Annotated in this window: 23 protein-coding genes; 7 read left to right on the forward strand and 16 right to left on the reverse strand. The window is 43.5% G+C overall.

Annotated elements, in window-relative coordinates:
* Positions 1-144: 144 nt before the first annotated feature.
* The 7 genes from GKO22_RS03940 to gcvP all read right to left on the reverse strand — a co-directional run bounded on the left by GKO22_RS03940 (position 145) and on the right by gcvP (position 8,271).
* Positions 145-1,761: a hypothetical protein gene (locus tag GKO22_RS03940; RefSeq protein WP_166332766.1), complete on the reverse strand. Its 1,617-nt coding sequence runs from the start codon at positions 1,759-1,761 to the stop codon at positions 145-147.
* A gap of 21 nt (positions 1,762-1,782) precedes the next feature.
* Positions 1,783-1,956 carry a hypothetical protein gene (locus GKO22_RS03945; protein WP_166332767.1) on the reverse strand — a complete coding sequence of 58 codons (174 nt, stop codon included), beginning with the start codon at positions 1,954-1,956 and terminating at the stop codon, positions 1,783-1,785.
* Positions 1,957-2,158: 202 nt separating this feature from the next.
* On the reverse strand, positions 2,159-2,896 hold the full coding sequence (locus tag GKO22_RS03950) for a zinc ribbon domain-containing protein (RefSeq protein WP_166332768.1): 738 nt from the start codon (positions 2,894-2,896) through the stop codon (positions 2,159-2,161).
* Positions 2,896-3,993, reverse strand: coding sequence for a Nif3-like dinuclear metal center hexameric protein (locus GKO22_RS03955; RefSeq protein WP_166332952.1), 1,098 nt, complete (start codon positions 3,991-3,993; stop codon positions 2,896-2,898). Before GKO22_RS03955 ends, GKO22_RS03950 begins: the two co-directional genes overlap by 1 nt.
* Positions 3,983-4,471 (reverse strand): hypothetical protein, encoded by a 489-nt coding sequence (locus GKO22_RS03960; protein ID WP_240920098.1) that lies wholly within the window; start codon positions 4,469-4,471, stop codon positions 3,983-3,985. Before GKO22_RS03960 ends, GKO22_RS03955 begins: the two co-directional genes overlap by 11 nt.
* 60 nt (positions 4,472-4,531) lie before the next feature.
* Entirely contained in the window at positions 4,532-5,248 is a 717-nt protein-coding gene (locus GKO22_RS03965; RefSeq protein ID WP_166332769.1) for an SAM-dependent methyltransferase, read from the reverse strand.
* A 146-nt stretch (positions 5,249-5,394) separates the two neighbouring features.
* Positions 5,395-8,271, reverse strand: a complete 2,877-nt coding sequence (gene gcvP, locus GKO22_RS03970; protein WP_166332770.1) for an aminomethyl-transferring glycine dehydrogenase — start codon at positions 8,269-8,271, stop codon at positions 5,395-5,397.
* 574 nt (positions 8,272-8,845) lie between these two features.
* Between gcvP and GKO22_RS03975 the strand changes: the two genes are divergently transcribed.
* Genes GKO22_RS03975 through GKO22_RS03985 form a run of 3 tightly spaced genes read left to right on the forward strand, consistent with a single transcriptional unit; the run spans position 8,846 to position 12,035 of the window.
* A complete protein-coding gene (locus GKO22_RS03975) occupies positions 8,846-9,760 on the forward strand; it encodes a dimethylarginine dimethylaminohydrolase family protein (protein ID WP_166332771.1) in 915 nt (304 codons plus the stop codon).
* A 4-nt stretch (positions 9,761-9,764) separates the two neighbouring features.
* Positions 9,765-10,688, forward strand: coding sequence for a citrulline utilization hydrolase CtlX (gene ctlX / locus GKO22_RS03980; RefSeq protein ID WP_166332772.1), 924 nt, complete (start codon positions 9,765-9,767; stop codon positions 10,686-10,688).
* 45 nt (positions 10,689-10,733) lie between these two features.
* A complete protein-coding gene (locus GKO22_RS03985) occupies positions 10,734-12,035 on the forward strand; it encodes a UDP-N-acetylmuramoyl-tripeptide--D-alanyl-D-alanine ligase (protein ID WP_166332773.1) in 1,302 nt (433 codons plus the stop codon).
* A 24-nt stretch (positions 12,036-12,059) separates the two neighbouring features.
* On the opposite strand, the gene GKO22_RS03990 is transcribed toward GKO22_RS03985, so the two are convergent.
* The 4 genes from GKO22_RS03990 to xseA all read right to left on the reverse strand — a co-directional run bounded on the left by GKO22_RS03990 (position 12,060) and on the right by xseA (position 16,914).
* The gene (locus tag GKO22_RS03990; protein WP_166332774.1) at positions 12,060-12,512 is read right to left on the reverse strand and encodes an RrF2 family transcriptional regulator; all 453 of its coding nucleotides are present in this window, start codon (positions 12,510-12,512) and stop codon (positions 12,060-12,062) included.
* A gap of 68 nt (positions 12,513-12,580) precedes the next feature.
* On the reverse strand, positions 12,581-15,385 hold the full coding sequence (gene uvrA, locus GKO22_RS03995) for an excinuclease ABC subunit UvrA (RefSeq protein ID WP_166332775.1): 2,805 nt from the start codon (positions 15,383-15,385) through the stop codon (positions 12,581-12,583).
* A 22-nt stretch (positions 15,386-15,407) separates the two neighbouring features.
* Positions 15,408-15,647 carry an exodeoxyribonuclease VII small subunit gene (gene xseB, locus GKO22_RS04000; protein WP_166332776.1) on the reverse strand — a complete coding sequence of 80 codons (240 nt, stop codon included), beginning with the start codon at positions 15,645-15,647 and terminating at the stop codon, positions 15,408-15,410.
* Positions 15,637-16,914: an exodeoxyribonuclease VII large subunit gene (xseA, locus tag GKO22_RS04005; RefSeq protein ID WP_240920100.1), complete on the reverse strand. Its 1,278-nt coding sequence runs from the start codon at positions 16,912-16,914 to the stop codon at positions 15,637-15,639. The genes xseB and xseA overlap by 11 nt, the downstream gene beginning before the upstream one ends.
* Before the next feature lie 83 nt (positions 16,915-16,997).
* On the opposite strand from xseA, the gene GKO22_RS04010 reads away from it, so the two are divergent.
* Entirely contained in the window at positions 16,998-18,749 is a 1,752-nt protein-coding gene (locus GKO22_RS04010) for a serine hydrolase domain-containing protein (RefSeq protein WP_166332777.1), read from the forward strand.
* On the opposite strand, the gene GKO22_RS04015 is transcribed toward GKO22_RS04010, so the two are convergent.
* A complete protein-coding gene (locus GKO22_RS04015; protein ID WP_166332778.1) occupies positions 18,742-19,134 on the reverse strand; it encodes an SRPBCC domain-containing protein in 393 nt (130 codons plus the stop codon). The genes GKO22_RS04010 and GKO22_RS04015 overlap by 8 nt on opposite strands.
* Positions 19,135-19,189: 55 nt before the next feature.
* On the opposite strand from GKO22_RS04015, the gene GKO22_RS04020 reads away from it, so the two are divergent.
* Positions 19,190-20,554 (forward strand): methyltransferase RsmF C-terminal domain-like protein, encoded by a 1,365-nt coding sequence (locus GKO22_RS04020; protein WP_166332779.1) that lies wholly within the window; start codon positions 19,190-19,192, stop codon positions 20,552-20,554.
* Here the strand turns inward: GKO22_RS04020 and coaBC are convergent.
* From coaBC to GKO22_RS04035, 3 genes are read right to left on the reverse strand one after another with little or no spacing between them, the layout of a single operon-like run.
* Positions 20,549-21,769, reverse strand: coding sequence for a bifunctional phosphopantothenoylcysteine decarboxylase/phosphopantothenate--cysteine ligase CoaBC (gene coaBC, locus GKO22_RS04025; RefSeq protein ID WP_166332780.1), 1,221 nt, complete (start codon positions 21,767-21,769; stop codon positions 20,549-20,551). The two genes, GKO22_RS04020 and coaBC, sit on opposite strands and share 6 nt — an antisense overlap.
* A gap of 4 nt (positions 21,770-21,773) precedes the next feature.
* On the reverse strand, positions 21,774-22,100 hold the full coding sequence (locus GKO22_RS04030) for a DNA-directed RNA polymerase subunit omega (protein WP_116775435.1): 327 nt from the start codon (positions 22,098-22,100) through the stop codon (positions 21,774-21,776).
* A 30-nt stretch (positions 22,101-22,130) separates the two neighbouring features.
* Positions 22,131-23,048, reverse strand: coding sequence for an outer membrane protein assembly factor BamD (locus GKO22_RS04035; protein ID WP_166332781.1), 918 nt, complete (start codon positions 23,046-23,048; stop codon positions 22,131-22,133).
* Positions 23,049-23,264: 216 nt separating this feature from the next.
* On the opposite strand from GKO22_RS04035, the gene GKO22_RS04040 reads away from it, so the two are divergent.
* Together GKO22_RS04040 and GKO22_RS04045 are read left to right on the forward strand one after the other, a co-directional pair.
* Positions 23,265-23,534, forward strand: coding sequence for a NifU family protein (locus GKO22_RS04040; protein WP_166332782.1), 270 nt, complete (start codon positions 23,265-23,267; stop codon positions 23,532-23,534).
* Positions 23,535-23,613: 79 nt separating this feature from the next.
* A complete protein-coding gene (locus tag GKO22_RS04045) occupies positions 23,614-24,273 on the forward strand; it encodes a carboxypeptidase-like regulatory domain-containing protein (RefSeq protein ID WP_166332783.1) in 660 nt (219 codons plus the stop codon).
* Here GKO22_RS04045 and GKO22_RS04050 read toward each other — a convergent pair whose 3' ends face one another.
* Positions 24,274-25,509, reverse strand: coding sequence for an FtsX-like permease family protein (locus GKO22_RS04050; protein ID WP_166332784.1), 1,236 nt, complete (start codon positions 25,507-25,509; stop codon positions 24,274-24,276).

Raw genomic sequence — 25,509 nt, forward strand, 5'->3', positions numbered from 1 at the left:
CATGATATCTCACGGGTTATATAGCCGTAATTTCAGTCCATAAGAGAGCTTACAAAACAAAAATGTTGGCAGACTTATGTACGAAATACATAAGCCCGCCAACAGATACATTTTTTATTGCTGTTAAGCTTGCTTAGATAGGGCTTAGTTTGCCTTCACACAGCGTATAGATACGGCTGTGTTGTCTCCAAGTTGATAGAAATTGAATGTATAAATGTTTGGTCCAATCTGCATATACTCGTAGTTACTTCCATTTTTAAGCATGTACCAACCGGTGTTATCTAAATCGCCGCGAGTGGTGTTATTGTTGTAAATACCATCGAAAGAAATAAAGAGGTATTTATTGTAATTTGTGCCGGGATTAGTTTGTGTACCAAAGTACATACCGCGTCTATTCCCGCCAGGATAAGTTTCTGCAATATAACGAACAGGGGCATAGATATTTGGTCCCGGATGTCCACTGACTTGAGCCTCTGAGGCAGTTTTAATGTTCTCCATTTCTGTACGATTTGGAAGTCTCCATGTATTTAATGGCATAACCAATGCACAAGGATCTCCAGAGTCGCCGTTTAAATCCGCCCGCGCTTCTTGATTATTCTGTCCCCAGGGGCGGCTGTCTAGATCATTACGTCTTGGTTTTACATAATTTTTAAACCAAAGGTCTCCCTCGCCTTTTGTGGAAAAACTATAAGTATTTGAGTTGCGATCATATGTCAAATTCCCTGGCGCATATATTTTATTCCCCAATTCAATACCTGGTTCAGCATCTGGTGTAAAGGTTTTTATTTTTAATGTTAGTACATAGCGAGTTCCCGGGGCTAGTTTTATTCCAGGGATTGAGATCGCCTTCTTCGTTACATTATTGATAGTAATCTCATCTATCGTGATAGTGCTAGTAGTAGACCCATTATTGCAGATTATAGTCGCGTCATTGGCGGCACTAGTTGTACTGGTATTAGCAAATACGATATCTTTTCCGTTTGTTGCTTTATTATTGTAAGCCAACACGTTTCCACTGTTTAGGCTGATCGTAGGAGATAGGTAATGATCTCCTACACGAGCCTTAACGGTGGTGATATTTCCTATAGCAGCACTGTTTATGCTGGTGGTTAATTGGCTGAATACATGCTTCATTGTTACGTCCAGCGCATTCTTGCCGGGATTTAGCTTTTGAACCTTACGGAAATGGATAAAGTCTGTATTACCATCAATATTTGTGAAGACGGCGTCAGATAATTTGCCTGCTGGAGCTGCTGGTACCTGAGATTTGCTTAATATTGAATATACAATAAAAGTGTAGGTACTTCCACTATTTAAGTTCAATCCGCCGCCGCTGTACTGCCCAACGGTGTATACGGTATCTATCACTTTGCTTTCGTTATTGTCATAAGCTAATAAGCGATATTTTACACCATTATCCAACTTCCAACTATTAGGTCCGCTATTTGTTATTCCAGCCGCACGAGTGAGCGTATTGCCGTTTTCCGAGGAGGAGTTAGGTAAATCACGTGATAGTGATACGGAAATACCAAAATGTTGATTGAATGGAATATTTGCCACTTCTACAGGAGTATCTCCGTATGCCGTTGTATTGGTTGCCGCGCGTGTCAACGTGTTGGCATCATCCGCATCTCCGGACTCCGTGGTCTGAACTTCTAGATCTAGCAGATTAACTTCCAAGGAGGTTTGCTCCGTAAAGGACTCTTTGCTACAAGAAGACAACACTGATAGCAGGAGCAAAATATATAGTCTATTCATCATGGTTGTATATTCTAAATGGGATTACCAATAGATCTCACGATCATCAGCAAAGTTAGATTCCCACATATGATTTACATCCTGATCTGGAGACTGAACAACGACTTGTGCCGAGCCTGCTGCAATACTATTCTCCAATTCTACAATAAAGATATCCAGTGTTGGCGCAACATAGGTGCGGCGTGCTTTTGTGTTCATTTTCTTTATTTTATGTTTTTCAAAAGATCCCTACCTGAGGCCTACCTGAGGAGGGAATCTGTATAGACTGAGGCAAATCTAAAACATTATTTTAGTGTTTGAACACAAATTTTCCCATGCAATTTTGATTTGTAGTTGGTTGTCTACAAACGAAAAAGCCCCCCAAGATTGTCTTGGAGGGCGGAAATTTTCTCATGTCGTGTTAGGATTCTTCTGAGGCGATTTCTTCGTCTACGAGGATGCGACCACAGTGTTCACATACCAAAATCTTTTTACGTTGTCTAATCTCTGATTGCATTTGAGCTGGGATCTTATTGTGGCAACCAGAACAGCTGTCGCGCTCGATCGATACAATAGCTAAGCCATTCCGGAAAGATTTCCGTAGTTTGTTCGATACTTTCAACAATCGGTCATCAATATTATTTTCAGAAGCTTCAGCTTCTTTTAAAAGCGAATCTTCCTCTTTTTGCGTTTCGGAAGTGATGTTTTCTAGCTCTTGCTTCTTCACGTCTAACTCACCTTTACTGTAGTTAAGATTTCCTTCTGTCGTCTCGTAAAGTTCGGTCTTATTGTTGATCTCGAATTCAGCTTCGCGTATACGCTTCTCACAAACTTGGATTTCTAAGCCCTGAAGCTCTATCTCCTTGGTGATTGCATCGTACTCGCGATTATTCTTTACTTCATTTAGTTGAGTTTCGTATTTCTTGATAGCTGCTTGCGCATCTTTAATCATGTTTTTACGTGACACGATGGAATCTTCCAATTCGTCAAGTTCACTACGGATTTTCTCGTTACGAGTTTCTAATCCCGCGATCTCGTCTTCTAGATCAGCCACCTCAATAGGCAGTTCTCCCCTTACCTGGCGAATTTTGTCAACTTTGGTATGGATCGATTGCCATGCCCATAAAGCTTTTAGTTTTTGTTCTACAGTTTGTTCCATTAAATAAAGTACTTTATCGGATTTGTCTCTGTTTCAGTCAACAGGACAGCAAAGTTAGCAAATTTTTTCTGAATTAATTCCAACAATAATTCTTGCGTAAATTGTTCACTTTCATAGTGTCCTACGTCGGCTATCAAGATTTTATTTTCGGCATCAAAGAATTCATGATACTTATAATCAGAAGTGATAAATACATCAGCTCCAGAGCGTATCGCATCTTGCAACAAAAATCCGCCAGCACCTCCACAGACTGCGACTCGACTGATAGGATGATCGGGTAGGGCAGTGTGCCGGATGACGGAGAGTTTTAATGTTTCTTTCAAGAACCGTAAGAAATCTTCCCCCGGCAAAGGTTCGTTCAAGTTTCCAATAGCACCCGAGCCGACCTTTTGAACCGTATTGTCGAGCTGCAAAACGTCGTAAGCTACCTCTTCGTAGGGATGAGCGGCAAACATGGCGACCAATACTTGGCGCTCGATATGTGCAGGATACACAACTTCTATTTTCGTTTCTTCTACGCGCTCTTGCTCACCACGCGATCCAATCGTCGGGTTCGCATCATCTAGCGGTCGGAAAGTGCCGTATCCAGCCGTATTAAAACTGGCTTCATCATATTCTCCAATGTGACCTGCGCCACCTTTAAAAAGAGCTTCACGTACATCTTCCACGTGAGTGCGTGGCACAAATACGGCTAGCTTTTTCAACAAATGTTTTTTCGGTGATAATATGGAAACTGACTCCAATTCAAGCTTTTCGGCAATTTTAGAGTTTACACCGCCCAATACATTATCCAAGTTGGTGTGTATGGCATATAGTGCAATGCCACTTTTGATGGCTTTGATAACAGTTCTTTCCACATAATTTTGACCTGTAAACCGTTTCAATCCCTTGAAAATAATGGGATGATGAGAGATAATGATATCGCATCCTTCGGCGATAGCCTCGTCTACCACAGCTTCCGTGCAATCCAAAGAGACCAAGGCACGATGTACCTCATCGTTTGGATTCCCAACGATTAAGCCGGAGTTATCATACGACTCTTGATAGCTTAAAGGGGCAAATTGCTCTAGATAATTGGTTAATTCTTTAATCTTCATCGGATTGTTGTTTTTGTTTCCAAGCTTCATGCTCTTCAATCAACGACTTAAACTGTACAATCTTATACCAGTATGATATGAAGTATGTAATACACAGAATGAATGCCAGCAAACGGATGAAGTCTGGAAAAAATGGAATGTTGTATATCAAAAAAGACCACGCATAGCGATTTCCGATTTGTAAAGTCGGCATATCTTCTACCGCAACTTTGCGATCAAAAAACTCATTGTTAAAGGAGTATGCCAATCGCTTGGAGACCTCAAAGTTCCAGAAAATATTAAAGAGTGGGACTGCCAAGAACCAAGCTTGATTGGGTAAGATAATTTGGTTTTCGGGCTTAATGAGTAATAATGTCTTGCGTACGTTGTACGCAAAGAGAATCCACACCAAAAGGATGACGATCAAGACATAGATCGTCAACTGCTGCAATTCGGCAATTAATTCTGGTGATAATTCGGACATCTGTGTTTCGTTCATGTAAGTGCTGAGCTCGTTTCTGGAATGCAGTCGAGATCATTTCAGCTAAAATTACGGATATTATGAAGCAAAAAGCAGGAATATAGCAGGTTTTTTATAGAGGTCAATTCCTTCTAGTGTTTTCCACCGGGAGATCGGCTGCGAGATGATCTGTTCGTCTTCGCCAGTGAGATTCCAAGCGATGCACAATCGCGTTTTCGGTTGGCAGGTGCGTAGTAATTCGCTCAACAGTTGTTCATTACGAAATGGTGTTTCGATAAAAATCTGTGTGCTGTGCTCTCGCGCGGATACGGATTCCAAATCTTTGATTTTTCGGCTGCGCGCCCCCTTATCAATGGGTAAATATCCTTGAAAACTAAATTGCTGCCCATTGAACCCCGATCCCATCAATGCAAGCAAGATGGAGCTGGGGCCGACTAAAGGATGAACGTGAATGCCGCGTTTATGCGCTTCTGCAACGACCAGTGCGCCAGGATCTGCTACGCCAGGGCATCCAGCATCAGACATTAATCCTACATCTTTGCCAGACATCAACCCTTTAAATAAAGCATTATAATCCACTTTATCACGCACATGTTTGCCATAATCGTGAATAACCAATTCGCTCTGCGGAATTTTAAGCCCAGCATGTTTCAGAAATTTACGTGCTGTCTTTTCATTCTCTACGATGTACTCGTCAATAGATTGAATAACTTCTTGGTGTAATAAAGTGTATGATGCCTTTTCTGCACTTTCTGCGAGGGGCACGGGTATAAGATAGAGTTTTCCAAACGCCATACTGCAAACTTAGTCATTTAGCTTTTAAACCTATTGATGTTATCTGCTATTGCGGTCGCGAATTGCATAGCTATCGATTTAGATTATACGAAAAAAGGATCTGACCGTACGGTCAGATCCTTTTTTTTGTATTGGCTGAAAGTTGCTTACGCTTCTAGCTCAGCATACGCTTCTATCGGAGGGCAAGAACAGATCAAGGTACGGTCACCTTGTGATTCATTCACCCGACCAACAGTAGGCCAAAATTTATTATTGCGTAAATAGGCTAATGGATAAGCAGCTTGTTGACGGCTGTATGGACGATTCCATTCATCGTCAATCACTACCTGAGCCGTGTGCGGTGCATTTTTCAATACGTTTGTTTTAGCATCCACTTCGCCAGATTCTACCAAAGCAATCTCAGCACGGATGGCGATTAGAGCATCGCAAAAACGGTCTAACTCTGCTTTTGATTCCGATTCTGTCGGCTCTACCATCAAGGTGCCAGCGACTGGGAATGAAACTGTTGGGGCGTGGAAACCGTAATCCATCAAACGTTTCGCAATGTCAGCGACTTCAATACCCACGTTTTTGAAATTGCGACAATCCAAGATCATCTCGTGCGCACAACGACCATTTGCGCCAGCATACAATACTGGATAATGTCCTTCCAAACGTGCTTTGATATAGTTTGCGTTTAAGATGGCGATTTTAGTGGCGTTAGTAAGACCTTCGCTGCCCATCATGGCAATATATGCGTGTGGAATCACCAAAATAGAAGTCGATCCATAAGGTGCGGCAGATACTGCCGTGATTCCTTCTTTACCAGAAACTGGTACTACGCTGTGATTGGGCAAGAATGGCACCAAGTGCTCGGCTACGCCGATCGGTCCCATACCTGGGCCACCACCACCATGAGGAATACAGAATGTTTTGTGCAAGTTTAAGTGACAAACGTCTGCGCCAATAAACCCTGGACTGGTCAAACCAACTTGTGCATTCATATTGGCACCGTCCATATAAACTTGACCTCCATGTTCGTGAATGATGTTACAGATCTCAATGATCGGCTCTTCAAACACACCATGTGTAGATGGATAAGTCACCATCAAAGAATGTAGGTTTTCGCTGTGCTCTTCTGCTCTGGCCTTTAGATCGGCTACATCAATATTTCCACGCTCGTCGCATTTCACCACCACCACTTTCAAGCCTGCCATCGAAGCAGAAGCTGGATTGGTGCCGTGCGCAGAAGCCGGGATCAAACAAATATTGCGATGTCCTTGGCCTTTGCTCTCCAAATACGCTTGGATCACCATCAAACCAGCGTACTCACCTTGTGCACCCGAGTTTGGTTGGAAAGACATTTTGGCAAAACCAGTAATCTCGGCCAACCATTGGTTCAACTCATCTAACAATTGCATGTAACCCGAAGTTTGATCGACTGGTGCAAATGGATGCAAGCTGCCAAAGCGTGCCCACGTTACTGGAATCATCTCCGAAGTGGCATTCAGCTTCATGGTACATGATCCTAACGGAATCATCGAATGGCACAAAGAAAGATCTTTGGCTTCCAACGATTTGATATAACGAAGCATCTCACTTTCGGAGTGGTAGCTATTGAAAACTGGGTGCGTAAGATAGTCCGACTGGCGTACTAAATCGGCAGGAATTGCTTGTTCCAACTGTTCTGCAATCGCTTCAACATCTACATCATTCGCATTTTTACCTTTTATTCTGGCAAATACTTTAACGATGGTTTTGATGTCTTCGAATGTCGTGGTTTCATCGATGGAGATCCCTACAAATTGATCTTGGTAGAAGAAGTTAAGGTTGTTGTCTAGTGCTTCGCCCTTCAACGTGCCTGCTTGCTCACCCACTTCAAAACGCAATGTATCAAAATAGTTTGCGTTAAGCTGTTTGTATCCTAAAGCTTGAATCGCTTGATCTGCCAAGCGCGTTAAATCGTGGATTCTTGAAGCAATATTTTTGATGCCTTGTGGGCCGTGATAAACAGCGTAGAAAGATGCCATGATCGCCAACAAAGCTTGCGCGGTACAAATATTAGATGATGCTTTGTCGCGGCGGATGTGCTGCTCACGTGTTTGTAGCGCCATACGAAGCGCGTAATTACCGGATGAATCCGAAGTTACACCGATGATACGGCCGGGGATTGAACGTTTGTAAGCATCTTTTGTAGCGAAATAAGCTGCATGTGGTCCGCCAAAACCCATTGGTACACCAAAACGTTGACTATTACCAACCACGACATCAGCGCCCCATTCGCTTGGAGGCGTCAATAACGCCAGCGACATCAAATCTGCTGCTACTGCAGTGGTAATATTTTTCTCGCTGGCTGCGCTAACAAGCGCACGATAATCGGATACCGAACCACTCGCCGCAGGATATTGTAAAAATATAGCAAATACATCTTCTGTCAGATCATTTGCGGAGACATCTGCTGTTCTGATCTCAACGCCAAATGGTAAAGCACGGGTGTGCAATACATCTAATGTTTGTGGGAATATATCTGCGCTTACCAAGAAAGTACGCGCTTCTTTGTTTTTACGCGCATTGAACAACATAAACATCGCTTCTGCAGCCGCAGTAGCTTCATCCAACAACGAAGCATTCACGATCTCTAAACCGGTCAGGTCAGAAACCATCGTCTGGAAATTTAACAATGCTTGCAAACGTCCTTGTGCGATCTCCGCTTGGTAAGGTGTGTATTGCGTGTACCATCCTGGATTTTCAAATACATTACGCTGAATAACACCTGGAAGCACGACATTGTAATAACCCTGTCCGATAAAAGATTTGAAAACTTTGTTCTTTTCAGCGATCTGATTGACGCGTTCTAGATACGCGACTTCACTTAGAGGCGCTGGCAAACGTAGTGCTTTTCTCCGAATAGGAGCAGGCACTGTTTGCTCTATTAGCTCGTCTAAAGAAGACACCCCCAGAAAGTTTAACATCTCGTCTACCTCCGTGGCACGTGGACCATTGTGACGATCTTCAAATTTTTCACTGTAGAATATGTTGCTCATTTTTGCCCTTAACTTTTTCATTTACATTGTTCTAGCATCTGTTTTAATCGCTTTTAACAGGTTGCTATTTCATGAACATTTTGATGGTGCAAAAATACGATTTTTATCGACGAAAAAAGAGCCTTGTAATTCATTTATTCTCAACAGTACAATAGCCTACTTAAAACATATTTTAAGTACTGCCTACCAAAGAACTCAAAGACAAAAAACACTATAAAGATTCTAAAAATTCGACAAATTCTTGGCGGACTTTATCGTCGGTGTTTAATGAGATGCTGTGTTCTATACTATTCGACCCATTTCGGAGCTTACAAGATGTAATCGACTCCATCAGCGCAACGCCAGCATTCTTGAATAGGAGTATTTTGAAGATCCAGTGTTTTTACAAAAGAGTTCAGTTTCTCGAAAACTACTTCATCCGTTTGTTGTACTTTTTATGTTTGGAGAGTCGCACAGCTACTTTGGGGAACAGATTTACTGGTGAGATCTTTATTAATCTTTATAAGTTGTCGCTACCCAAAGGCTCAAAATAATTGCGTAAATTTAAGCGAGATGGATCCCCTAACTAGAAAGTATGTTAAAGCTTGCTATACACAATGAAACGAACCGATTGCGCTCCGTAATTTTGGGTCGAGCAGATTCTAATGGTGCAACGCCAACAGAAGCGGAAGCTTACGATCCCAAATCGCTGGAACATATTCAAGCCGGCACTTATCCCGTAGAAGCAGATATGGTGAAAGAACTCACTGCATTTCAACACGTGCTTGAAAAGTATGATGTGGAAGTACTGCGTCCTAATCTGGTCGACAACATGAATCAGATTTTTACCAGAGATATCGGTTTTGTGGTGGACGATGTCTTCGTGAAGGCGAACATATTGCCCGATCGGGCGGATGAGTGGGAAGCGATTCAAGGAATCGTGAAACAGGTTGATCCGAGGAAATTAGTTTTTCCGCCAGAGGAAGTGCATATCGAAGGCGGAGATGTCTTAGTGTGGAACGATTATTTGCTGATCGGAACCTATACCGGAGCAGATTACAGTCAATATAATACCGCGCGAACCAATACGGCGGCCATTGCTTTTATGCAGGATCTTTTCCCAGAAAAAAAAGTAAAGTCATTTGATCTGGTAAAATCCATGACCAATGCGCGCGCCAATGCCTTGCATTTGGATTGCTGTTTTCAACCTGTAGGCGTAGATAAAGCCATTGTTTATGAAGGTGGATTTCGCAACCCCGTAGAATATCAATTTTTGGTGGACCTATTTGGTCTAGAAAACCTTTTCCAGATCACCGCTGATGAGATGTATCAGATGTATTCCAATGTCTTTTCTATCTCACCGGAGGTCGTGGTTTCCGAAAAGCAATTCACACGGTTAAACGATTGGTTGCGAGCGCAAGGATTGCACGTAGAAGAAATACCCTATCACGAAATTGGTAAACAAGAAGGTTTGCTTCGATGTTCCACTTTACCACTTTATCGAGATTAAGCTTATGAAACAAACTACGGATACGATCTTGATGGTGCGACCATCCCAATTTCGTAAGAATGAAGATACTGCGGTCAATAATTATTTCCAAACTGCCGAAGACACGCAAGATAATACGCAGCAATTAGCTTTGGCGGAGTTCAATGCCATGGCGCAACTATTGCAAAACAATGATGTTCGAGTCATCACTGTAGAAGATAGCGGCCAATGGGATACCCCTGACAGCATCTTTCCAAATAATGTTATTTCCTTTCACGGAAGCAAAGCCGTACTATATCCCATGTATGCCGAAAATCGGCGGCTGGAACGCAACCTGAATGTGCTCGGCGCTTTGCAAAAAGAAGGTTTGCCATACGATCAGATCATAGATTATTCTATTTATGAAGATCAACATTACTACTTAGAAGGCACGGGCGTATTGGTTTTAGATCGGATTAACGGCGTGGCCTATTGTTCTTTGTCACCACGGGCTAATCCGGCTTTAGTAGATCGCTTTTGCGAAGATCTGCATTATAAAGCAGTCGTGTTCGAGGCCTTTCAAGAAGTAGATGGCGATCCATTGCCCATCTATCATACCAATGTGATGATGGCAGTTGGAAAGACATTTGCCGTGATCTGTCTGGATTCTATCAGAGATAGTGAGCAGCGTAAAAAAGTGCAGCAAGCGCTCGAAGACAGCGGTCGCGAGATTGTGGAGATTAGCGAAGAGCAAATGAACCATTTTTGTGGGAATATCTTGGAGTTGCGCACGAAGACAGAGGGAGATCCATTGATCGTGATGAGTGAGCAAGCGTATAAACACTTCACCGATGCGCAGAAGGAAAAGCTAGCTGCACACGGCGAGCTTCTACATACGCCATTGTACACGATTGAGAAGTATGGTGGTGGGAGTGCACGATGCATGATTGCAGAAATATTCCTTGCATAGATCGCATCGGTTTTTTATTTATTTTTGTGGTAAATAAACCGGCTCATGCAGATCGAACAACTCTACCAGATATATCAGCAATTTCCACAAGTCAGTACCGATACGCGGCAAATTAGCCAAGATTGCATCTTCTTCGCGCTGAAAGGCGGCAACTTCAATGGCAATGACTTTGCCAAACAAGCACTTGCCAGTGGTGCCAAATATGTCGTGATTGATGAAGTGGCTTATCAAGAAAACGAAACGCAGTACATTCTGGTAGATGATGTGCTCACGACGTTGCAAGAGTTGGCAAAGTATCATCGGCAGCAACTGAACATTCCAGTGATCGGTATTACCGGCACGAATGGCAAGACCACAACCAAGGAATTGATCTACGCCGTGCTCAGCGAAAAATATCGGACATTGGCCACCAAAGGCAATTTAAATAATCATATCGGTGTGCCACTAACGCTTTTAAGCATCGGCGCTGAGGTAGAAATAGCGATTATTGAAATGGGGGCGAATCACGTAGGTGAAATTGCTTTCCTATCTAGTTTAGCACAACCAACTTTAGGTCTAATCACCAATGTCGGTAAAGCACATTTGGAAGGATTCGGTTCGTTCGAAGGTGTAAAAACGGCTAAAGGAGAATTGTATACTTACTTGGCAGATCATCAAGGCACCTTGTTTATTCAGGCAGACAATACACATTTGATCGGCATGGCCAATGACAAACACTTCAACCAAGTGATTCGATACGGCACATCAGAAGAATACGACGTGTCTGGCAAGCTGCTAACCGCAGATCCTTATTTGCAGATCGAATGGAAGGTGAATCGCGGTGCTTATCAATCGATCTCGACCAAATTGACTGGCTCGTACAATACCGAGAATATCTTGGCGGCTATCGCGATCGGACTCAGTTTGGGCTTATCTGCCGATCAGATCAATGCTGGCGTAGAGAAATATACCCCGCAAAACAACCGTTCACAAGTTACTAAAACAGCGCGAAATACCGTGATCGCAGATTTTTACAATGCAAATGCCAGCAGCATGGCGGCAGCATTAGACAATATGAAAGTGGTGACGGCCTCTAGAAAAGTGATTATTCTGGGAGATATGTTTGAGATGGGAGCGGAGAGCGCGACAGAGCATCTTGCTGTGATCCGACAGGCGGAAACCATCCCAGCAGATTTGTGCATTTTCGTTGGGAAAGCATTTTTTCAGCAAGACAATGGGCAAGATCATTTCTTCGCCACGACCGAAGAAGCGGCGGTATTTCTGCGCGAGCAACAATTAGCCGAAAGCTTTATTCTGTTGAAAGGTTCGCGCGGAATGGCTTTCGAGAAATTGATGGAAGTATTGTAGGTTGTTCTTTCGTGCAGCTCTGTATTATTGCTTTTCTTCGGGGACGTGCAGATCTAATTCTTTTTCTTTGTTAATCAAGGCAGCAATGCTGGTGTCATTCAAGATCTGTAGCATGGCATTCCGCACGTCAGTAAATGTATCACGGATCCCGCAAACACGTTCTTCCATGCATTCGTCGCACGAGCGATAAAAGTTAAGACTCACGCAAGGCAATAAAGCGATCGGCCCATCAATAAGGCGCATGACCTGAGATAAATAAATATCTTCTGGTGATTTATTCAAACTATAGCCACCACCAGCACCTTTTTTAGAGTACAACATGCCCGCGTTACGCATCTCCAACAAGATTTGCTCTAAGAATTTTTTAGGAATACGCTCCTCATCAGCAATCTTGACGATCTGCATCGGATCCTTCCCATAGTTTCTCCCTAAAAGCATGAGTGCCTTAATAGCGTATTTTGTTTTCTTCGATAGCATAGCCGCTCAGATAATCTAAATGATGTACAAAATTACGAAAAAATATCCGTTTGCATGGCGCAGTGCACTTATGCCTTCGGCAAATGATCCTTAAGGAATTGTCCGGTGTACGATTTTTCGCAATTCACCAATTGTTCGGGCGTGCCCGCAAAAACCAATTCTCCACCTAGCTGACCACCTTCCGGACCAATATCTATCACCCAATCGGCCGATTTGATCATGTCCATATTGTGCTCAATCACCAAGATACTATTACCCAGTGCGATTAGCGCATCAAAGGATTTTAAGAGTTTCAGAATATCATGGAAGTGCAAACCCGTCGTTGGCTCATCAAAGATGAATAAGGTTTTCTTGCTATTGTTGCCCTTGATTAGGAAAGATGCTAGCTTGATCCGCTGTGCCTCACCACCCGAAAGCGTGCTTGATGATTGTCCCAGCTTTACATAACCCAAGCCCACATCTTGCAATGGTTGTAGTTTTGCGATTACTTTGGGTTGGTCGGCAAAAAATACCAATGCTTCGTCTACACTCAGTTCCAATACCTCAGACACATCTTTCTCTTGATAGCGTACATCCAAGACATGTTGCTTAAAGCGTTTTCCACCACAAGCTTCACATGGCAATACAATATCGGCCATGAATTGCATTTCAATCTTCACCTCGCCATCACCTTGGCACACGTCACAACGACCGCCTTCCACATTGAAGGAGAAAGCCGCTGGTTTTAGACCGCCGGCCTTTGCTGCTGGAAGACCGGCATACAAAGCGCGCACTTCGTCCCACGCTTTTACATACGTCACTGGATTAGAACGCGACGATCGGCCAATTGGATTTTGATCCACCATTTCCACTTGTTCAATGCGTTCGGTATCGCCCTTCATGGCGTCAAATAAGCCAGTTTGGTCACCTGTATAGTTGCCTAAAGTTTTTTGCAAAGCAGGGTAGAGAATGCGTTTTACCAAAGACGTTTTACCGGAGCCCGATACGCCCGTAACCACGGTAAATACATGTAATGGAAACTCCACGTTGATGCCTTGCAAATTATTCTCCCGCGCACCCAAGATGCGAATCGAATCATTCCATTTGCGGCGTGTTGCCGGAACTGGAATGGTCATGCTGCCGCTCAGGTATTGTCCGGTCAGACTTTTTTTGTCTGTGATAATCTGTTTATAATCGCCGGCAAACACCAATTCGCCACCGTTTATTCCGGCCTCCGGACCAATATCGATGAGGTAATCCGCCGCTTCCATCATTTCCTGCTCGTGCTCTACCACGATCACGGTATTTCCGACATCGCGCAGCGATTTCAAAACACCAATGAGGCGTTGCGTATCGCGCGGATGTAATCCGATACTTGGCTCATCCAATACGTAAATAGATCCCACCAATGAACTGCCTAAGGAAGTGGCTAAGTTAATGCGTTGGGATTCTCCACCAGACAAGCTATTGCTCAGTCGGTTCAGGGTGAGATAGCGTAGACCTACGTCGCACAAAAATTTGATGCGGTTGCTGATTTCTTCCAATAAGCGTTTTGCAATCTTTTGCTCCTGCTCGGAGAGGGAGAGTTGTTCGAAGAAAACCAGTGCTTCATCGATCGGTAGCAGCACAATATCAATGATAGATCTGTCTGCGATCTTCACGTATGTCGCGTCTTTGCGCAGGCGCGAACCATGACATTCTGGGCAATCTGTCTTTCCGCGGTAGCGCGAAAGCATCACCCGATATTGGATTTTGTACGTCTGCTCTTCCAGCTCTTTGAAGAAATCGTTCAATCCACGGAAATATTTATTTCCCGTCCAAAGTAATTCTTGTTGTGCTTTGGTCAATTCGTTGTACGAGCGGTGGATTGGGAAATCGAATTTTAATGCCGTTTTCACCAAGGCGTCGAGCCATATGCTCATCTTTTCACCGCGCCACGGCGCGATAGCGCCATCGTATACCGATTTACTTTTGTCTGGAACGACTAAATCGGGATCAATGCCAATCACTTTGCCATAGCCTTCACAACGCTTACACGCGCCATATGGATTGTTGAAACTAAAGAAGTTGGGTGATGGCTCTTCGAAAGTAATTCCGTCTAACTCAAATTTGTCTGAATAGGTGTGGCGCGTGCCATCAATATCCACCGTACAATTGCCTTTTCCTTCAAAGAAGGCCGTTTGTATCGAATCCGCCATCCGGTTTACGGTATCTTCTTCGCCATCCCAACGAATGCGGTCGATCACGATTTCCACATCTTCCGAGCCAAAGGCAGCATTGCGAATGCTGCTATCTTCCAACAGCGCCTCGATTTTGTGCATAGACTCTTTGTAAAAGACACGGACAAAACCTTTTTGCAATAAAACGGATAATTCCTCCTTTAGCTTGCGGCCGTTGAGCGGAATAAGTGGACAAAATATCGTAAAGGTGCTGTCCGTAGGACGGTTCGTCAAATCAGAAACAATGGAGGTCACCGAATCTTTGGTCACCTCGCGACCAGATACGGGCGAAAATGTGCGTCCGATACGTGCAAATAATAATTTCAGGTAATCGTATATTTCGGTAGAAGTACCCACCGTGGATCTCGGATTGCTGGTGATGACTTTTTGCTCAATAGCGATCGCTGGCGCAATGCCTTTGATGTAGTCCACCTCCGGCTTGTTCATCCGACCCATAAATTGGCGCGCATAAGACGAAAGGCTTTCGACGTAACGTCGTTGGCCATCTGCGTACAGCGTATCAAAAGCGAGCGAAGATTTACCAGAACCAGACATTCCAGTAATGACAACCAGCTTATTTTTCGGGATATCGACATCAATATTTTTTAAGTTATTGACCCGGGCTCCCTTGATTAAAATGTGTGATTTCGCGTCGTGCGCAGACTTCTTTTGCATAGATCGCAAAATTACACAAAAACTACCTAATATCCGCTAGTCCGTCCTCTTGGTTTTCGGCGGGATCGTCGGCCAATTTGGCAAGCAATTGCTGCACTTCCTCCTCGCTACGAGTGAGTTTCGCTTTGCACACTGCGATCAAATCGGAAGCGCGTTGGATCTTTTCGGAAAGACTATCGATATCAATTTCGCCAGATTCCATATCGACGACAATCTGTTGCAATTCTGCAAATGCATCTTCATACGTATAGTTATTCTCCATGAGTCAAGTCGTTTATGGTACTCGTAAAATGTCCGTCCAATACATGAGTTTCGATCACATCGCCGGGTTGCAGCTTTTTTGTACTTTGTACCGCTTTTCCATTGATACGCGTGATGCTAAATCCGCGTTGCAGTAGGCGTTTGGGATCCGATAATTGAACAAGTTGTGTGATATGTTGCAACGCCGTATGCTGCTCGCGAATTTTCTGAGCGCTCGCACGGGCTAATCGTTGGTGGAAATCTTCTAGAAACAGACGATGTCTTTGCAAAGGCTGTTTGCTCTGCCAATTCAAGGCGTTCGAGATTTGTTTTAGCGCATCTTTTTCCTGTTCATATCGCCGTCGTGCTCCATCTATTGTCCGTGTGATTAATTGATCGAGCGGAATGGCAAAATCGTGAAAGCGTTGCAGCAGAAAATCGGCCAGTTCACTTGGTGTGATGGCATTTTTATAGGAAACTAATTCAGAGACCGTTTCGTTGGTAGAGTGCCCAATGCCAGTAAGCACGGGTAAAGGGAAAATACAGATCGCTTTGGCCAAGTGATAATTGTTGTAGCTCGAAAGGCCGACCTCACCACCGCCACCGCGGATAATCGCCACCGCGTCGTAGAGTTCTGCTCTTTCCGCAATATTGGCCAATTGTGCAATGATCGAAGGAATGGATTTATCACCTTGAAGCAGCGCAGGGAATAAGGTCATTTCCAATCGGTATCCCCACGGATTTTGGTTAATGATTTTGTTGAAATCCGATAAGCCTTTGCTCGTTTCTACCGAGATAATGGCCAATCGTTTGGGTAGACGAGCTAGTTTAAGCTGCTTATTGAGTAAAAACACGCCTTCTTCCTGCAATCGGCGCACGCTTTCTTTTTTCTCTTTCTCCAGTTCGCCCAACACGAAAGCCGGATCAATGTCTACAATGCGTAAACTGAAACCGTACAGCGGATCGTACGAAATCCCTGCTTGGAACAAAATCGTGATTCCATCGCGCAGCGGTTCTTGCAACAATTCCAAAAACTGCTTGTTAATCCGTGCAAAATCAGATTTCCATAAGATGGAGCGCATCTCGGCGACCACTTTTCCGTCTTTCTTCTCCACCAATTCTGGATAAGCGTGTCCAGAATGCGAATAATGGTTCAGCTTATTCATCTCCGCCTTGATCCAATACAAACTTTGGTAGCGATCGCTAATGGTTTTCTGAATACTTCGAGAAACCTCGAGTAAGGAAAATACAGTTTTATGATCGATCGATTCAGGCATTGAGTCAAACATAGATAAAAATGCCTTGAAATGCAATGCCGCAAAAGCAGGGCATTATGCTTATCTTGTTAACACGATCAGCAAATAGTATCACCATGAAAAACCATTGCAAAACTGCCATCATGTTTAGGTTATCGTCGATCATCTTGGTGATGATATTCACCGTTTTCTGTGATGCGGGTGTTTTCGCTGCCGAACCTCCTGTTACTAATCGCACCGAGCTATTAGCGGACAGCAAAAACTTTTTGCCAGTTGGAGATCTTTCCAAGCAATCTTTGGTGATCATCACGCCTTCCACCAAAAAATACGAAGCGTTTATTCGGCAGGCCGAACGGTATGCCCCGATTGGAGCATTTTCATTTGCTTCACTAGGATCTGTGGTAACGCAATCGCAAGTCATTTTGGTTGTTGCGGAGCGAAGTGAACTGCGAAGTGATATCCTTTCCAGACTGCGCACGTACGCGGCAAAAGGACAAACTATTGTGTTTTGCGAAATAGGAGGTAATAGCTACAGCCTGCCCGCCGGTTTGACGGCTGATATGATTCATCTGCGTAATCCTGTTAAAACGAAAGCTGCTCAGCGTGATATGGCGATGTCTGTTTTTGGCGGTTTGCCGATTACTTCTGGGAAGAACAAACGCGCCCAAACACGATTGCAATATGATGATGGTCAAGTACAATCTTGGGGACTAGATGTCATGAAGATGACCAGAAAGATTGATGCGATTGCTGATGAAGCGATGAAAGAACAAGCTACGCCTGGCATGGTGGTGATGATTGTCAAAAATGGCGCAGTGCTACTAGAAAAAGCGTATGGCTTTCATACCTATGATAAATCGCAGCGCACCACATCAAATGATATTTTTGATCTAGCTTCCGTTTCCAAAATCGCAGCCACTACACCTTTGATGATGCACTTGTACGAAACCAAAAAAGTGCAGTTGGATAGCACTTTGGGATTTTATTTGCCGGCAGCGAGCCGTAGCAACAAGGCAAAAACGAGCTTACGAACGGTGCTATTGCATGAAGGTGGTTTTGAACCTTATATTCCTTTCTATCGTGATCTTAAGCCAGAAGATGTGCAGCGCGAAGCTTCGGCCACACATGGTGTGCAAATGGCCGATCATGCTTTTCTCCGCAATGGATATTATGAGCAGATCATGTGGCCCAAAATGTTGGCTTCGCCTATTAAAGATGCGGGTAAGTATGTCTATTCAGATATCAGCATGTATGCCATGAAAGAGGTAGCCGAAAAGGTAACGAATGAGAGAATAGAACCGTACTTACAAAAATGGCTCTACGGTCGAATTGGTATGCAAACGACGGGTTATAATCCGCGAAAGCGCTTTCCGAAAGATCGATTGGTTCCTACAGAAAATGATACCACATTTCGAAAAGAATTGTTGCAAGGATATGTACATGATCAAGGCGCGGCGATGGCGAATGGTGTGGCGGGCCATGCGGGTTTGTTTGCTTCGGCCAATGATCTCGCCATTTATGGACAAATGCTGTTGAATCGTGGAACTTATGGCGGTGTGCGCTATTTCCAATCTGCGACGGTCGATTTATTCACTTCTCGGCAATCCTTGACCAGTCGGCGCGGATTAGGATTTGATCGCTATGATATGGATACCAGTAAGGCGTATCCTTCGCAATTAGCAAATGAATCCGTTTATGGACATACGGGCTTTACGGGCACTTGCCTGTGGATCGATCCAAAGAATCAATTGGTCTATATATTTCTTTCCAATCGCGTATATCCAGATGTATCCAATAAATTGTATGATCTCAACATTCGTAGTCGCATACAAGATGCGGTTTACGAGACGATTAACGAGACTAGATAGTGTCGTCTTCGTTGTAAAATTCGATTAAGCTCTGCATATATACATCATTCCAGCCGTCCACGATTTCCTCGTATGCTTCCTCTGGAATATTGGCATGTTGCAATTCAAAGGAAGTACCTTTCTTATGTGGATGCAATTTGATGGTTACGATTGATTGCTCATCTTGCTGGCCGAAATACCATTCTTGGACCATCTTCTGCGAAGGAATCAGTTCCAGAAAACGACCAGTGATCGCACCGTCCCACATCGAAAATTCGCCATTCGGTTGAGCATCAATCGTTACGATATCACCCGTCCATAGTCGAATCGTGGTTTCTGTCGTAAGCGCTAGATAGACTTCTTCGGGCGTAGCTGCCAAGGTGTAATATTTCTTGAAATGCTTCATGCACCAAAGATAGGGCAATATTTATGATTTGTGTTTTTTATCCTAACTTTGATGTATGAGTAACTTCCTGCCCAACGAGCTGATCAATCGCTTAAATGAAGAGCCTGAGTTCAATATGCAAGCTTTTCTTAAGGTGCATGAGAATGAACAGAAAATCTCCTCCATTCGGGTAAACTCCGCGAAATTACCTGATCCCACATCCGTTTTATCTATTTCGGAACGCGTGCCATGGTGCGATCGCGGATACTTTCTGGATAAGAGACCAATATATACGCTTGATCCATTGTATCATGCCGCAGCTTACTACTCGCAGGAAGCAAGTTCGATGTTTTTGGCTTTTGCCTTACAATCGCTAGGCTTAGATACGAAACCACTCCTAGCGCTAGATTTATGTGCAGCGCCGGGTGGCAAATCCACTTTATTACAATCCTACCTTTCGGAAGATTCTCTATTGGTTTCTAACGAAATCATCAAAGCACGCGCGAACATTCTAGAAGAAAATAGCATGAAGTGGGGCGGAGTAAATGTCGTAGTCACCAATAATGATCCAGTTTCTTTTGGGCGGTTGCCCGGTTTCTTTGATTTGTTAGTGGTGGATGCACCTTGCTCTGGCTCAGGCATGTTTCGCAAAGATCACGACGCGATCGATGAATGGTCGGAAGCCAATGTAAAGCTCTGTGCCGATCGCCAACGCAGGATTTTGGCCGATACGATTGGATCGCTAAAAACAGATGGTTATCTGTTTTATTCGACTTGCTCTTATTCTCGGGAGGAGAATGAAGAAATAATTCATTGGATGATCGCAGAATTTGATTTGACCTCGATATCGCTTGATCCACCTGCGGAATGGGGGATTACTACAACAAAAGCAGATGATGTGTCTGGATATCGATTCTACCCACACGAAGTAAAGGGCGAAGGATTCTTCTTTGCCGTGCTGCAAAAGAAGGGCGAGCAGTCGACTTTCAGTAGAAAGAAGATGAAATCCGAGAAAAATAATGCGCCCAAAGAGGAACTGTGCAAGTGGGTGAATGATGAAGGATTGTATGGTTTTCTACATAACGACCAATTACATGCTTTCCCTAAAAAGTATGAGCTTGAACTGGAGTTCATGCAGAAGATTCTGTACTTAAAAAATGCGGGCACACGATTGGGTAAATGGACGGGTCGGGAATTAATACCTGCACATGATTTAGCATTGAGCACACGTGTTCGTGCAGATATTTCAGGAGTCGAACTAGATCGAGAAACGGCTTTACAATTTCTGCGAAAGGAAAATCTTGACGCGACTGTAAATGATTCTGGAAAAACGGGCTGGTTATTGGTGCGTTATCATGGTGTGAATCTCGGCTGGATTAAGGCATTGCCCAACCGAATCAACAATTATTATCCCAAAGAATTACGGATCTCTAACCTATAAGGAATGGCGATGCGCTAAGACATGCTCGCAAATATCGGAAGCTACGGCATCTTTACTTTTCAACTCGTAGCGATGTTCTTGTCCATCTCTTTCGATGATGGTAATGTGGTTGGTATCGGTCGAAAATCCTGCTCCAGCGTCATTGGTTGAGTTTAAGACTATGAAATCTAGATTTTTGCGCGCTAATTTACTTTTTGCATTAGCTAGTTCGTCATTGGTTTCCAGCGCAAAACCTACCAAAGTTTGTTGATCTGTTTTTTGCTGACCTAAGGTTGCTAAGATGTCGGTAGTGCGTTTTAGCGGAAGCGAGAAAGAATCCTCTATCTTCTTGATCTTTTGATCAACGTATTCGTTGGGTGTATAGTCGGCTACGGCCGCGCTCATCACCACAATGTCAGACGATTGGAAGTGATCCTGACAGGCGGCCAACATTTCTGCTGCTGATTGCACTTTAATAAGATCTACACCTTCTGGTACAATCTCATGTGATGGACCAGAAACTAGCGTAACCATCGCGCCAAGATCGCGCAATCGCTTGGCGACGGCATAACCCATCTTGCCACTAGAGTGATTACCGATAAATCGCACGGGATCGATGGCTTCATAAGTTGGCCCTGCCGTCACTAAAGCCTTTAGGCCACTAAAAGGCTTGTCGCCTTCGTTTTGTTCGGAAGATTGCTGTTGCAGGAAAGCAATGATTTCTTCTGGCTCTGCTAATCTCCCTTCTCCTGATAAACCGCTCGCTAACTCTCCATTTCCCGGAGGGATAATTTGATTACCGTAAGATTGCAGTAAAGAAATATTTCGTTTAGTTGCCGGATGTTTCCACATATCGAGATCCATTGCGGGAGCAAAATAAACCGGACACTTGGCGGAAAGATACACGGCCGCGAGCAAATTGTCGCAAAGTCCGTTTGCCATTTTGGCCAATGTGTTCGCAGAAGCTGGCGCAATCACGATCAAATCCGCATCTAGACCAATTTGAACATGATTACTCCATTCTCCGGTTTTCGGATCGAAATAATCAACAAGAACGGGTTGTTTGGATAATGTTGCCAGTGTGAGTGGAGTGATAAACTCGGTGGCATCAGGTGTCATAATCACACGGACGGAAGCGCCTTCGTGGATCAATAATCGGACAAGTAGGGCAGATTTGTATGCGGCAATACTGCCGCATACGCCCAAAACAATATTTTTGCCCTGCAAAGAAGACATGAAATTATTCTTGCTCTTTAGCAGGATTTCTGAAGTACACTTTGTCGTGCAAAAAGTCGTCGATCGCTACCAAGCTTGGTTTCGGCAAACGCTCGTAATGCTTAGAGATCTCGATTTGCTCTCTATTTTCAAATACTTCTTCTAAGTTGTCGCTGCTCGTTGCAAACTCTGCTAGCTTGCCGCTCAACTCTTCTTTAATATCTACTGCAATCTGATTAGCACGTTTGCTAATTACTACGATAGACTCATAGATGTTATCAGTACCAGTGTCTAGATCGCGTAAATCGCGTGTTACCGTACTATTAGGGACAGTTGATGAATTATGACTCATAGTTTATCGTATTTTTCGTGTTGTTATTATTTATTGTGCCTCGTTTGCACTGGCAGCATCAGGACCGCCTGCAATACCAAGTTCTTCCTCGTGTTTCTTTCTAGCTTCGTTCATTTGGTCAGTCTGTTTGACCGCAAGAACGATTTTACGCTCTGCACTTTGACGTAACGTTTCGAGCTCTTTCACGTATTTGCTTTCCGGATAGTTTTGCACGAAGCTCTGATAGTAATCAATAGCATCATTGTAACGCTCTTCTTGACGGAAGAATGCGCTATGCTCAGCAAACATGTACTGAGAGCGTACGATCAAATATTCTGCCTCTTCTGCATACTTCGTATCAGGATACTGTCTAAGCATACTTTCAAAAGCGATAACGGCCGCTCTAAAATCGGCTGGTTGCGCCATATTGTAATACAATTTGGCATTGTCGAAAGCTTTTTTCTCTAACTTATTGCGTAGATTTTGGATCAAATCAGACGCCTCTTCGCTACGCTCTGATTCAGGGTACAAGTTCACAAATAGCTGTAGCTCATCAATAGCTTTGTACGTGTTTTCTTGGTCCAGATTGGTGCGGGGAGAATCGATATAAAAGCAGTAGGCCGACATAAAACGGCATTCCTCCGCGCGTGCGCTATTCGGATAATTCTGTGCAAATGTTTTGAAGTGGTAGCGAGCAGAAATGTAATCCTTCATACGATACGATGTGTATGCCGTATAATAACTTAAATCTTCTGCTTCCGCGCTTGCGCGGTATTTGTTTAGCAAATCGGTAAAAAGAACGGAAGCTTTAGAATACTTTCCTGCTTCGTAATATTTCACCGCTTCTAGGTATTTCATCTGGATATTGTTACTCGCACGCAACCTCTCAAAGCGACTTTTACAAGCGCCTAGACCCAATACCAGCACCGTGCCGAGACAAAAAAACCAGATACGTTTATGTGAAAACATTTTGCAAAGATACTTCAATTCGTACTAATAATCAATTTATTTTTCGAATCTAAGGTAATTTAATAAAGTACACAAAACGTTTAGCTATCACCTATTTAACATTCTTTAACTCTGTAAAAACTTTAGTCATTACAGTGTTTTATTAAATGTTCGATACGTAGCTGTTTGGATAAAATTGACTATCTTTATACCATAATTATAATAGTTAATAGTAAAATGACTTTACACGAGCGAGTTGAGCAGGCATTAGATACCATCAGACCTTATCTAGAGACAGACGGAGGGAATGTGAGTGTGGAAGAGATTACTGCGGATAATGTTGTGAAGCTAAAATTGCTGGGTGCATGCGCAAACTGCGCCATGAGTATCATGACATTTAAAGCAGGTTTGGAGCAAGCCATCAAAAAGGCAGTTCCGGAGATTGTTTCTGTCGAAGCGGTAAACCTAACCGATATGGACGATCCTAACGCTACCACACCATACTAAATCTACGTTTTTCCAAATTAGACCTGATTAACACATTTTAACAACGCTACCTGTGGTGATTGTTTATTTTTGTGCATATATGGCAAAGGGATTTCCATTTCTTGTTTTTAGTATACTACTCCTAACGGTTTCTTTTGCGCAAGCGCAGAAGAAAGAGATTGTACAGTTCTCTGGCGTGATCACGGCAACGGGGACTACTATTGAGGTGCCTTACGTGACCATCATCAATTCAAGTTTTGGGAATCAATTGTTTATTGCCAATCACGAAGGATACTTTACATTCGTAGCACACAAGGGTGATGTCATTGCTTTTTCTTCCATAGGATATAAGCCCATGACGATTACTGTACCTAATGATATCTCAGGTGACAAATACAGTCTAAATATTGAAATGGAAAGTTTGGTAGAAGAGCTTCCCATTGTTTCTATCGGGCCGCCTCTGCCTTGGGCTAGTATAGAAGAGTTTACGTTGGCCTTTTTAGCAATGAATTCTGGTACGGACGAACATCTGAACGCGCGTAGAAATCTTAGTCCTGAAGCTTTGGCCGCGCTTTCTGCAGTTTTGCCGCGTAGTCCAGAAGAGATGCAGAGTTTTGATGGGCGAATGAATCACATTCAGATGAACAATTCGGGTATCCGCCAAAATGCAACCACACCGTTCCTAAACCCATTTGCTTGGGGAAGTTTCATCAACCAAATAAAAAGTGGAGACTTTAGTAGAAAACGCCTAAAGTACTAGCTATTCTTCGTGAAGCCCTACCGAACCAAATCGCTTGATACTCAATTTTGATGCAGCGTACGAGATTAAGATAGAGGAAAGCATCACGGTAAAAAAAATCAGCGCAAAATCCATATAGCGTACTTCAACCGGATAGGCATCAAAGAGAGTCTGTCCACCCGTACGTACAAATCCATACTTGATCTGCAGCAAACAAAAGGCAATTCCCAGTCCTATGCCAATCACACTGCCTAATAGCGCAATCAGTACTCCTTCAAAGAAAAATATACGTTGAATAAGATTGGCGTCCGCTCCAAAACTCTTTAATATTTGGATATCCTTTTTCTTGTCGATCACTAACATGGTTAATGATCCGATGATGTTAAAGATCGCGATAACGCCGATGATAGTGACGATAAAGAATACAATCCACTTCTCTGAACTTACCGTCTTGTACAAGGTAGGGTTCTGCTGCTGCCGGTCTTTGATAATGAAATCGTCACCTAATTCTTTTTGTATAGATCGCTGTATCTTAGTGACGTCCGTAGGATCTTGTAAGAATAGCTCAATGGCTGACACGCGGTTAGGCTCACTCAAAAGGTCTTTCGCAAAGCTTAGTGACGTAATCACGAGGTCATCAAATCCTTGCTGGAATTTCATGACGGCAGTGGGCGTGATCCTTCGTACGTTGATCTCATCCATGGGATTGAGATTGCTAACCTGTGGGTTGATATTTTTCTTGGGGATGTATAATGCGATCGCATTATCAAATTCTTTGTAGGAAATCTGCAAATTGGTTTGTACCTGAGCACCTATAATCGCGAAATTGGCACTGTCTTCCTGCACCTTATAGTCGCCAAACAGCAGCATCTCTTCTGTGGCTTGAGTTTGCAAACTTTCTTGCTCCACGCCTTTAATTCTGCCTACGAACTGTTGGTTGCCATATTGCACCAACACGCGATCTTCCAGAATTTCGCTGTATGATTTGATTGCCTTATTTGAGCGTAGCTCTTTAAATAGAACGCCTTCTGCATCGAATACTTTTCCGGTCGTAGGCTCAATACGAAGATCTGGAGAGAACACACTGTATTGCGACAAGATAAACTGCTCCATGCCATTGTAAAACGAAAGTACAATGACTAAAGCGGCGCTACTGACTAGCACTCCTACAACGCTGATCGAAGAAATGATATTGATCGCGTTTACAGACTTTTTAGAAAAGAGGTATCGCTTCGCGAAGAATAAAGGCAACTTCAT

The organism is Sphingobacterium chungjuense, assembly GCF_011316935.1.
GTDB lineage: Bacteria > Bacteroidota > Bacteroidia > Sphingobacteriales > Sphingobacteriaceae > Sphingobacterium > Sphingobacterium chungjuense.

Coding starts and splice junctions, on each gene's coding strand:
- GKO22_RS03940 (WP_166332766.1), bottom strand. CDS start 1,761: ATGATGAATAGACTATATATTTTGCTCCTGCTATCAGTGTTGTCTTCT.
- GKO22_RS03945 (WP_166332767.1), bottom strand. CDS start 1,956: ATGAACACAAAAGCACGCCGCACCTATGTTGCGCCAACACTGGATATC.
- GKO22_RS03950 (WP_166332768.1), bottom strand. CDS start 2,896: ATGGAACAAACTGTAGAACAAAAACTAAAAGCTTTATGGGCATGGCAA.
- GKO22_RS03955 (WP_166332952.1), bottom strand. CDS start 3,993: ATGAAGATTAAAGAATTAACCAATTATCTAGAGCAATTTGCCCCTTTA.
- GKO22_RS03960 (WP_240920098.1), bottom strand. CDS start 4,471: ATGAACGAAACACAGATGTCCGAATTATCACCAGAATTAATTGCCGAA.
- GKO22_RS03965 (WP_166332769.1), bottom strand. CDS start 5,248: ATGGCGTTTGGAAAACTCTATCTTATACCCGTGCCCCTCGCAGAAAGT.
- gcvP (WP_166332770.1), bottom strand. CDS start 8,271: ATGAGCAACATATTCTACAGTGAAAAATTTGAAGATCGTCACAATGGT.
- GKO22_RS03975 (WP_166332771.1), top strand. CDS start 8,846: ATGTTAAAGCTTGCTATACACAATGAAACGAACCGATTGCGCTCCGTA.
- ctlX (WP_166332772.1), top strand. CDS start 9,765: ATGAAACAAACTACGGATACGATCTTGATGGTGCGACCATCCCAATTT.
- GKO22_RS03985 (WP_166332773.1), top strand. CDS start 10,734: ATGCAGATCGAACAACTCTACCAGATATATCAGCAATTTCCACAAGTC.
- GKO22_RS03990 (WP_166332774.1), bottom strand. CDS start 12,512: ATGCTATCGAAGAAAACAAAATACGCTATTAAGGCACTCATGCTTTTA.
- uvrA (WP_166332775.1), bottom strand. CDS start 15,385: ATGCAAAAGAAGTCTGCGCACGACGCGAAATCACACATTTTAATCAAG.
- xseB (WP_166332776.1), bottom strand. CDS start 15,647: ATGGAGAATAACTATACGTATGAAGATGCATTTGCAGAATTGCAACAG.
- xseA (WP_240920100.1), bottom strand. CDS start 16,914: ATGTTTGACTCAATGCCTGAATCGATCGATCATAAAACTGTATTTTCC.
- GKO22_RS04010 (WP_166332777.1), top strand. CDS start 16,998: ATGAAAAACCATTGCAAAACTGCCATCATGTTTAGGTTATCGTCGATC.
- GKO22_RS04015 (WP_166332778.1), bottom strand. CDS start 19,134: ATGAAGCATTTCAAGAAATATTACACCTTGGCAGCTACGCCCGAAGAA.
- GKO22_RS04020 (WP_166332779.1), top strand. CDS start 19,190: ATGAGTAACTTCCTGCCCAACGAGCTGATCAATCGCTTAAATGAAGAG.
- coaBC (WP_166332780.1), bottom strand. CDS start 21,769: ATGTCTTCTTTGCAGGGCAAAAATATTGTTTTGGGCGTATGCGGCAGT.
- GKO22_RS04030 (WP_116775435.1), bottom strand. CDS start 22,100: ATGAGTCATAATTCATCAACTGTCCCTAATAGTACGGTAACACGCGAT.
- GKO22_RS04035 (WP_166332781.1), bottom strand. CDS start 23,048: ATGTTTTCACATAAACGTATCTGGTTTTTTTGTCTCGGCACGGTGCTG.
- GKO22_RS04040 (WP_166332782.1), top strand. CDS start 23,265: ATGACTTTACACGAGCGAGTTGAGCAGGCATTAGATACCATCAGACCT.
- GKO22_RS04045 (WP_166332783.1), top strand. CDS start 23,614: ATGGCAAAGGGATTTCCATTTCTTGTTTTTAGTATACTACTCCTAACG.
- GKO22_RS04050 (WP_166332784.1), bottom strand. CDS start 25,509: ATGAAGTTGCCTTTATTCTTCGCGAAGCGATACCTCTTTTCTAAAAAG.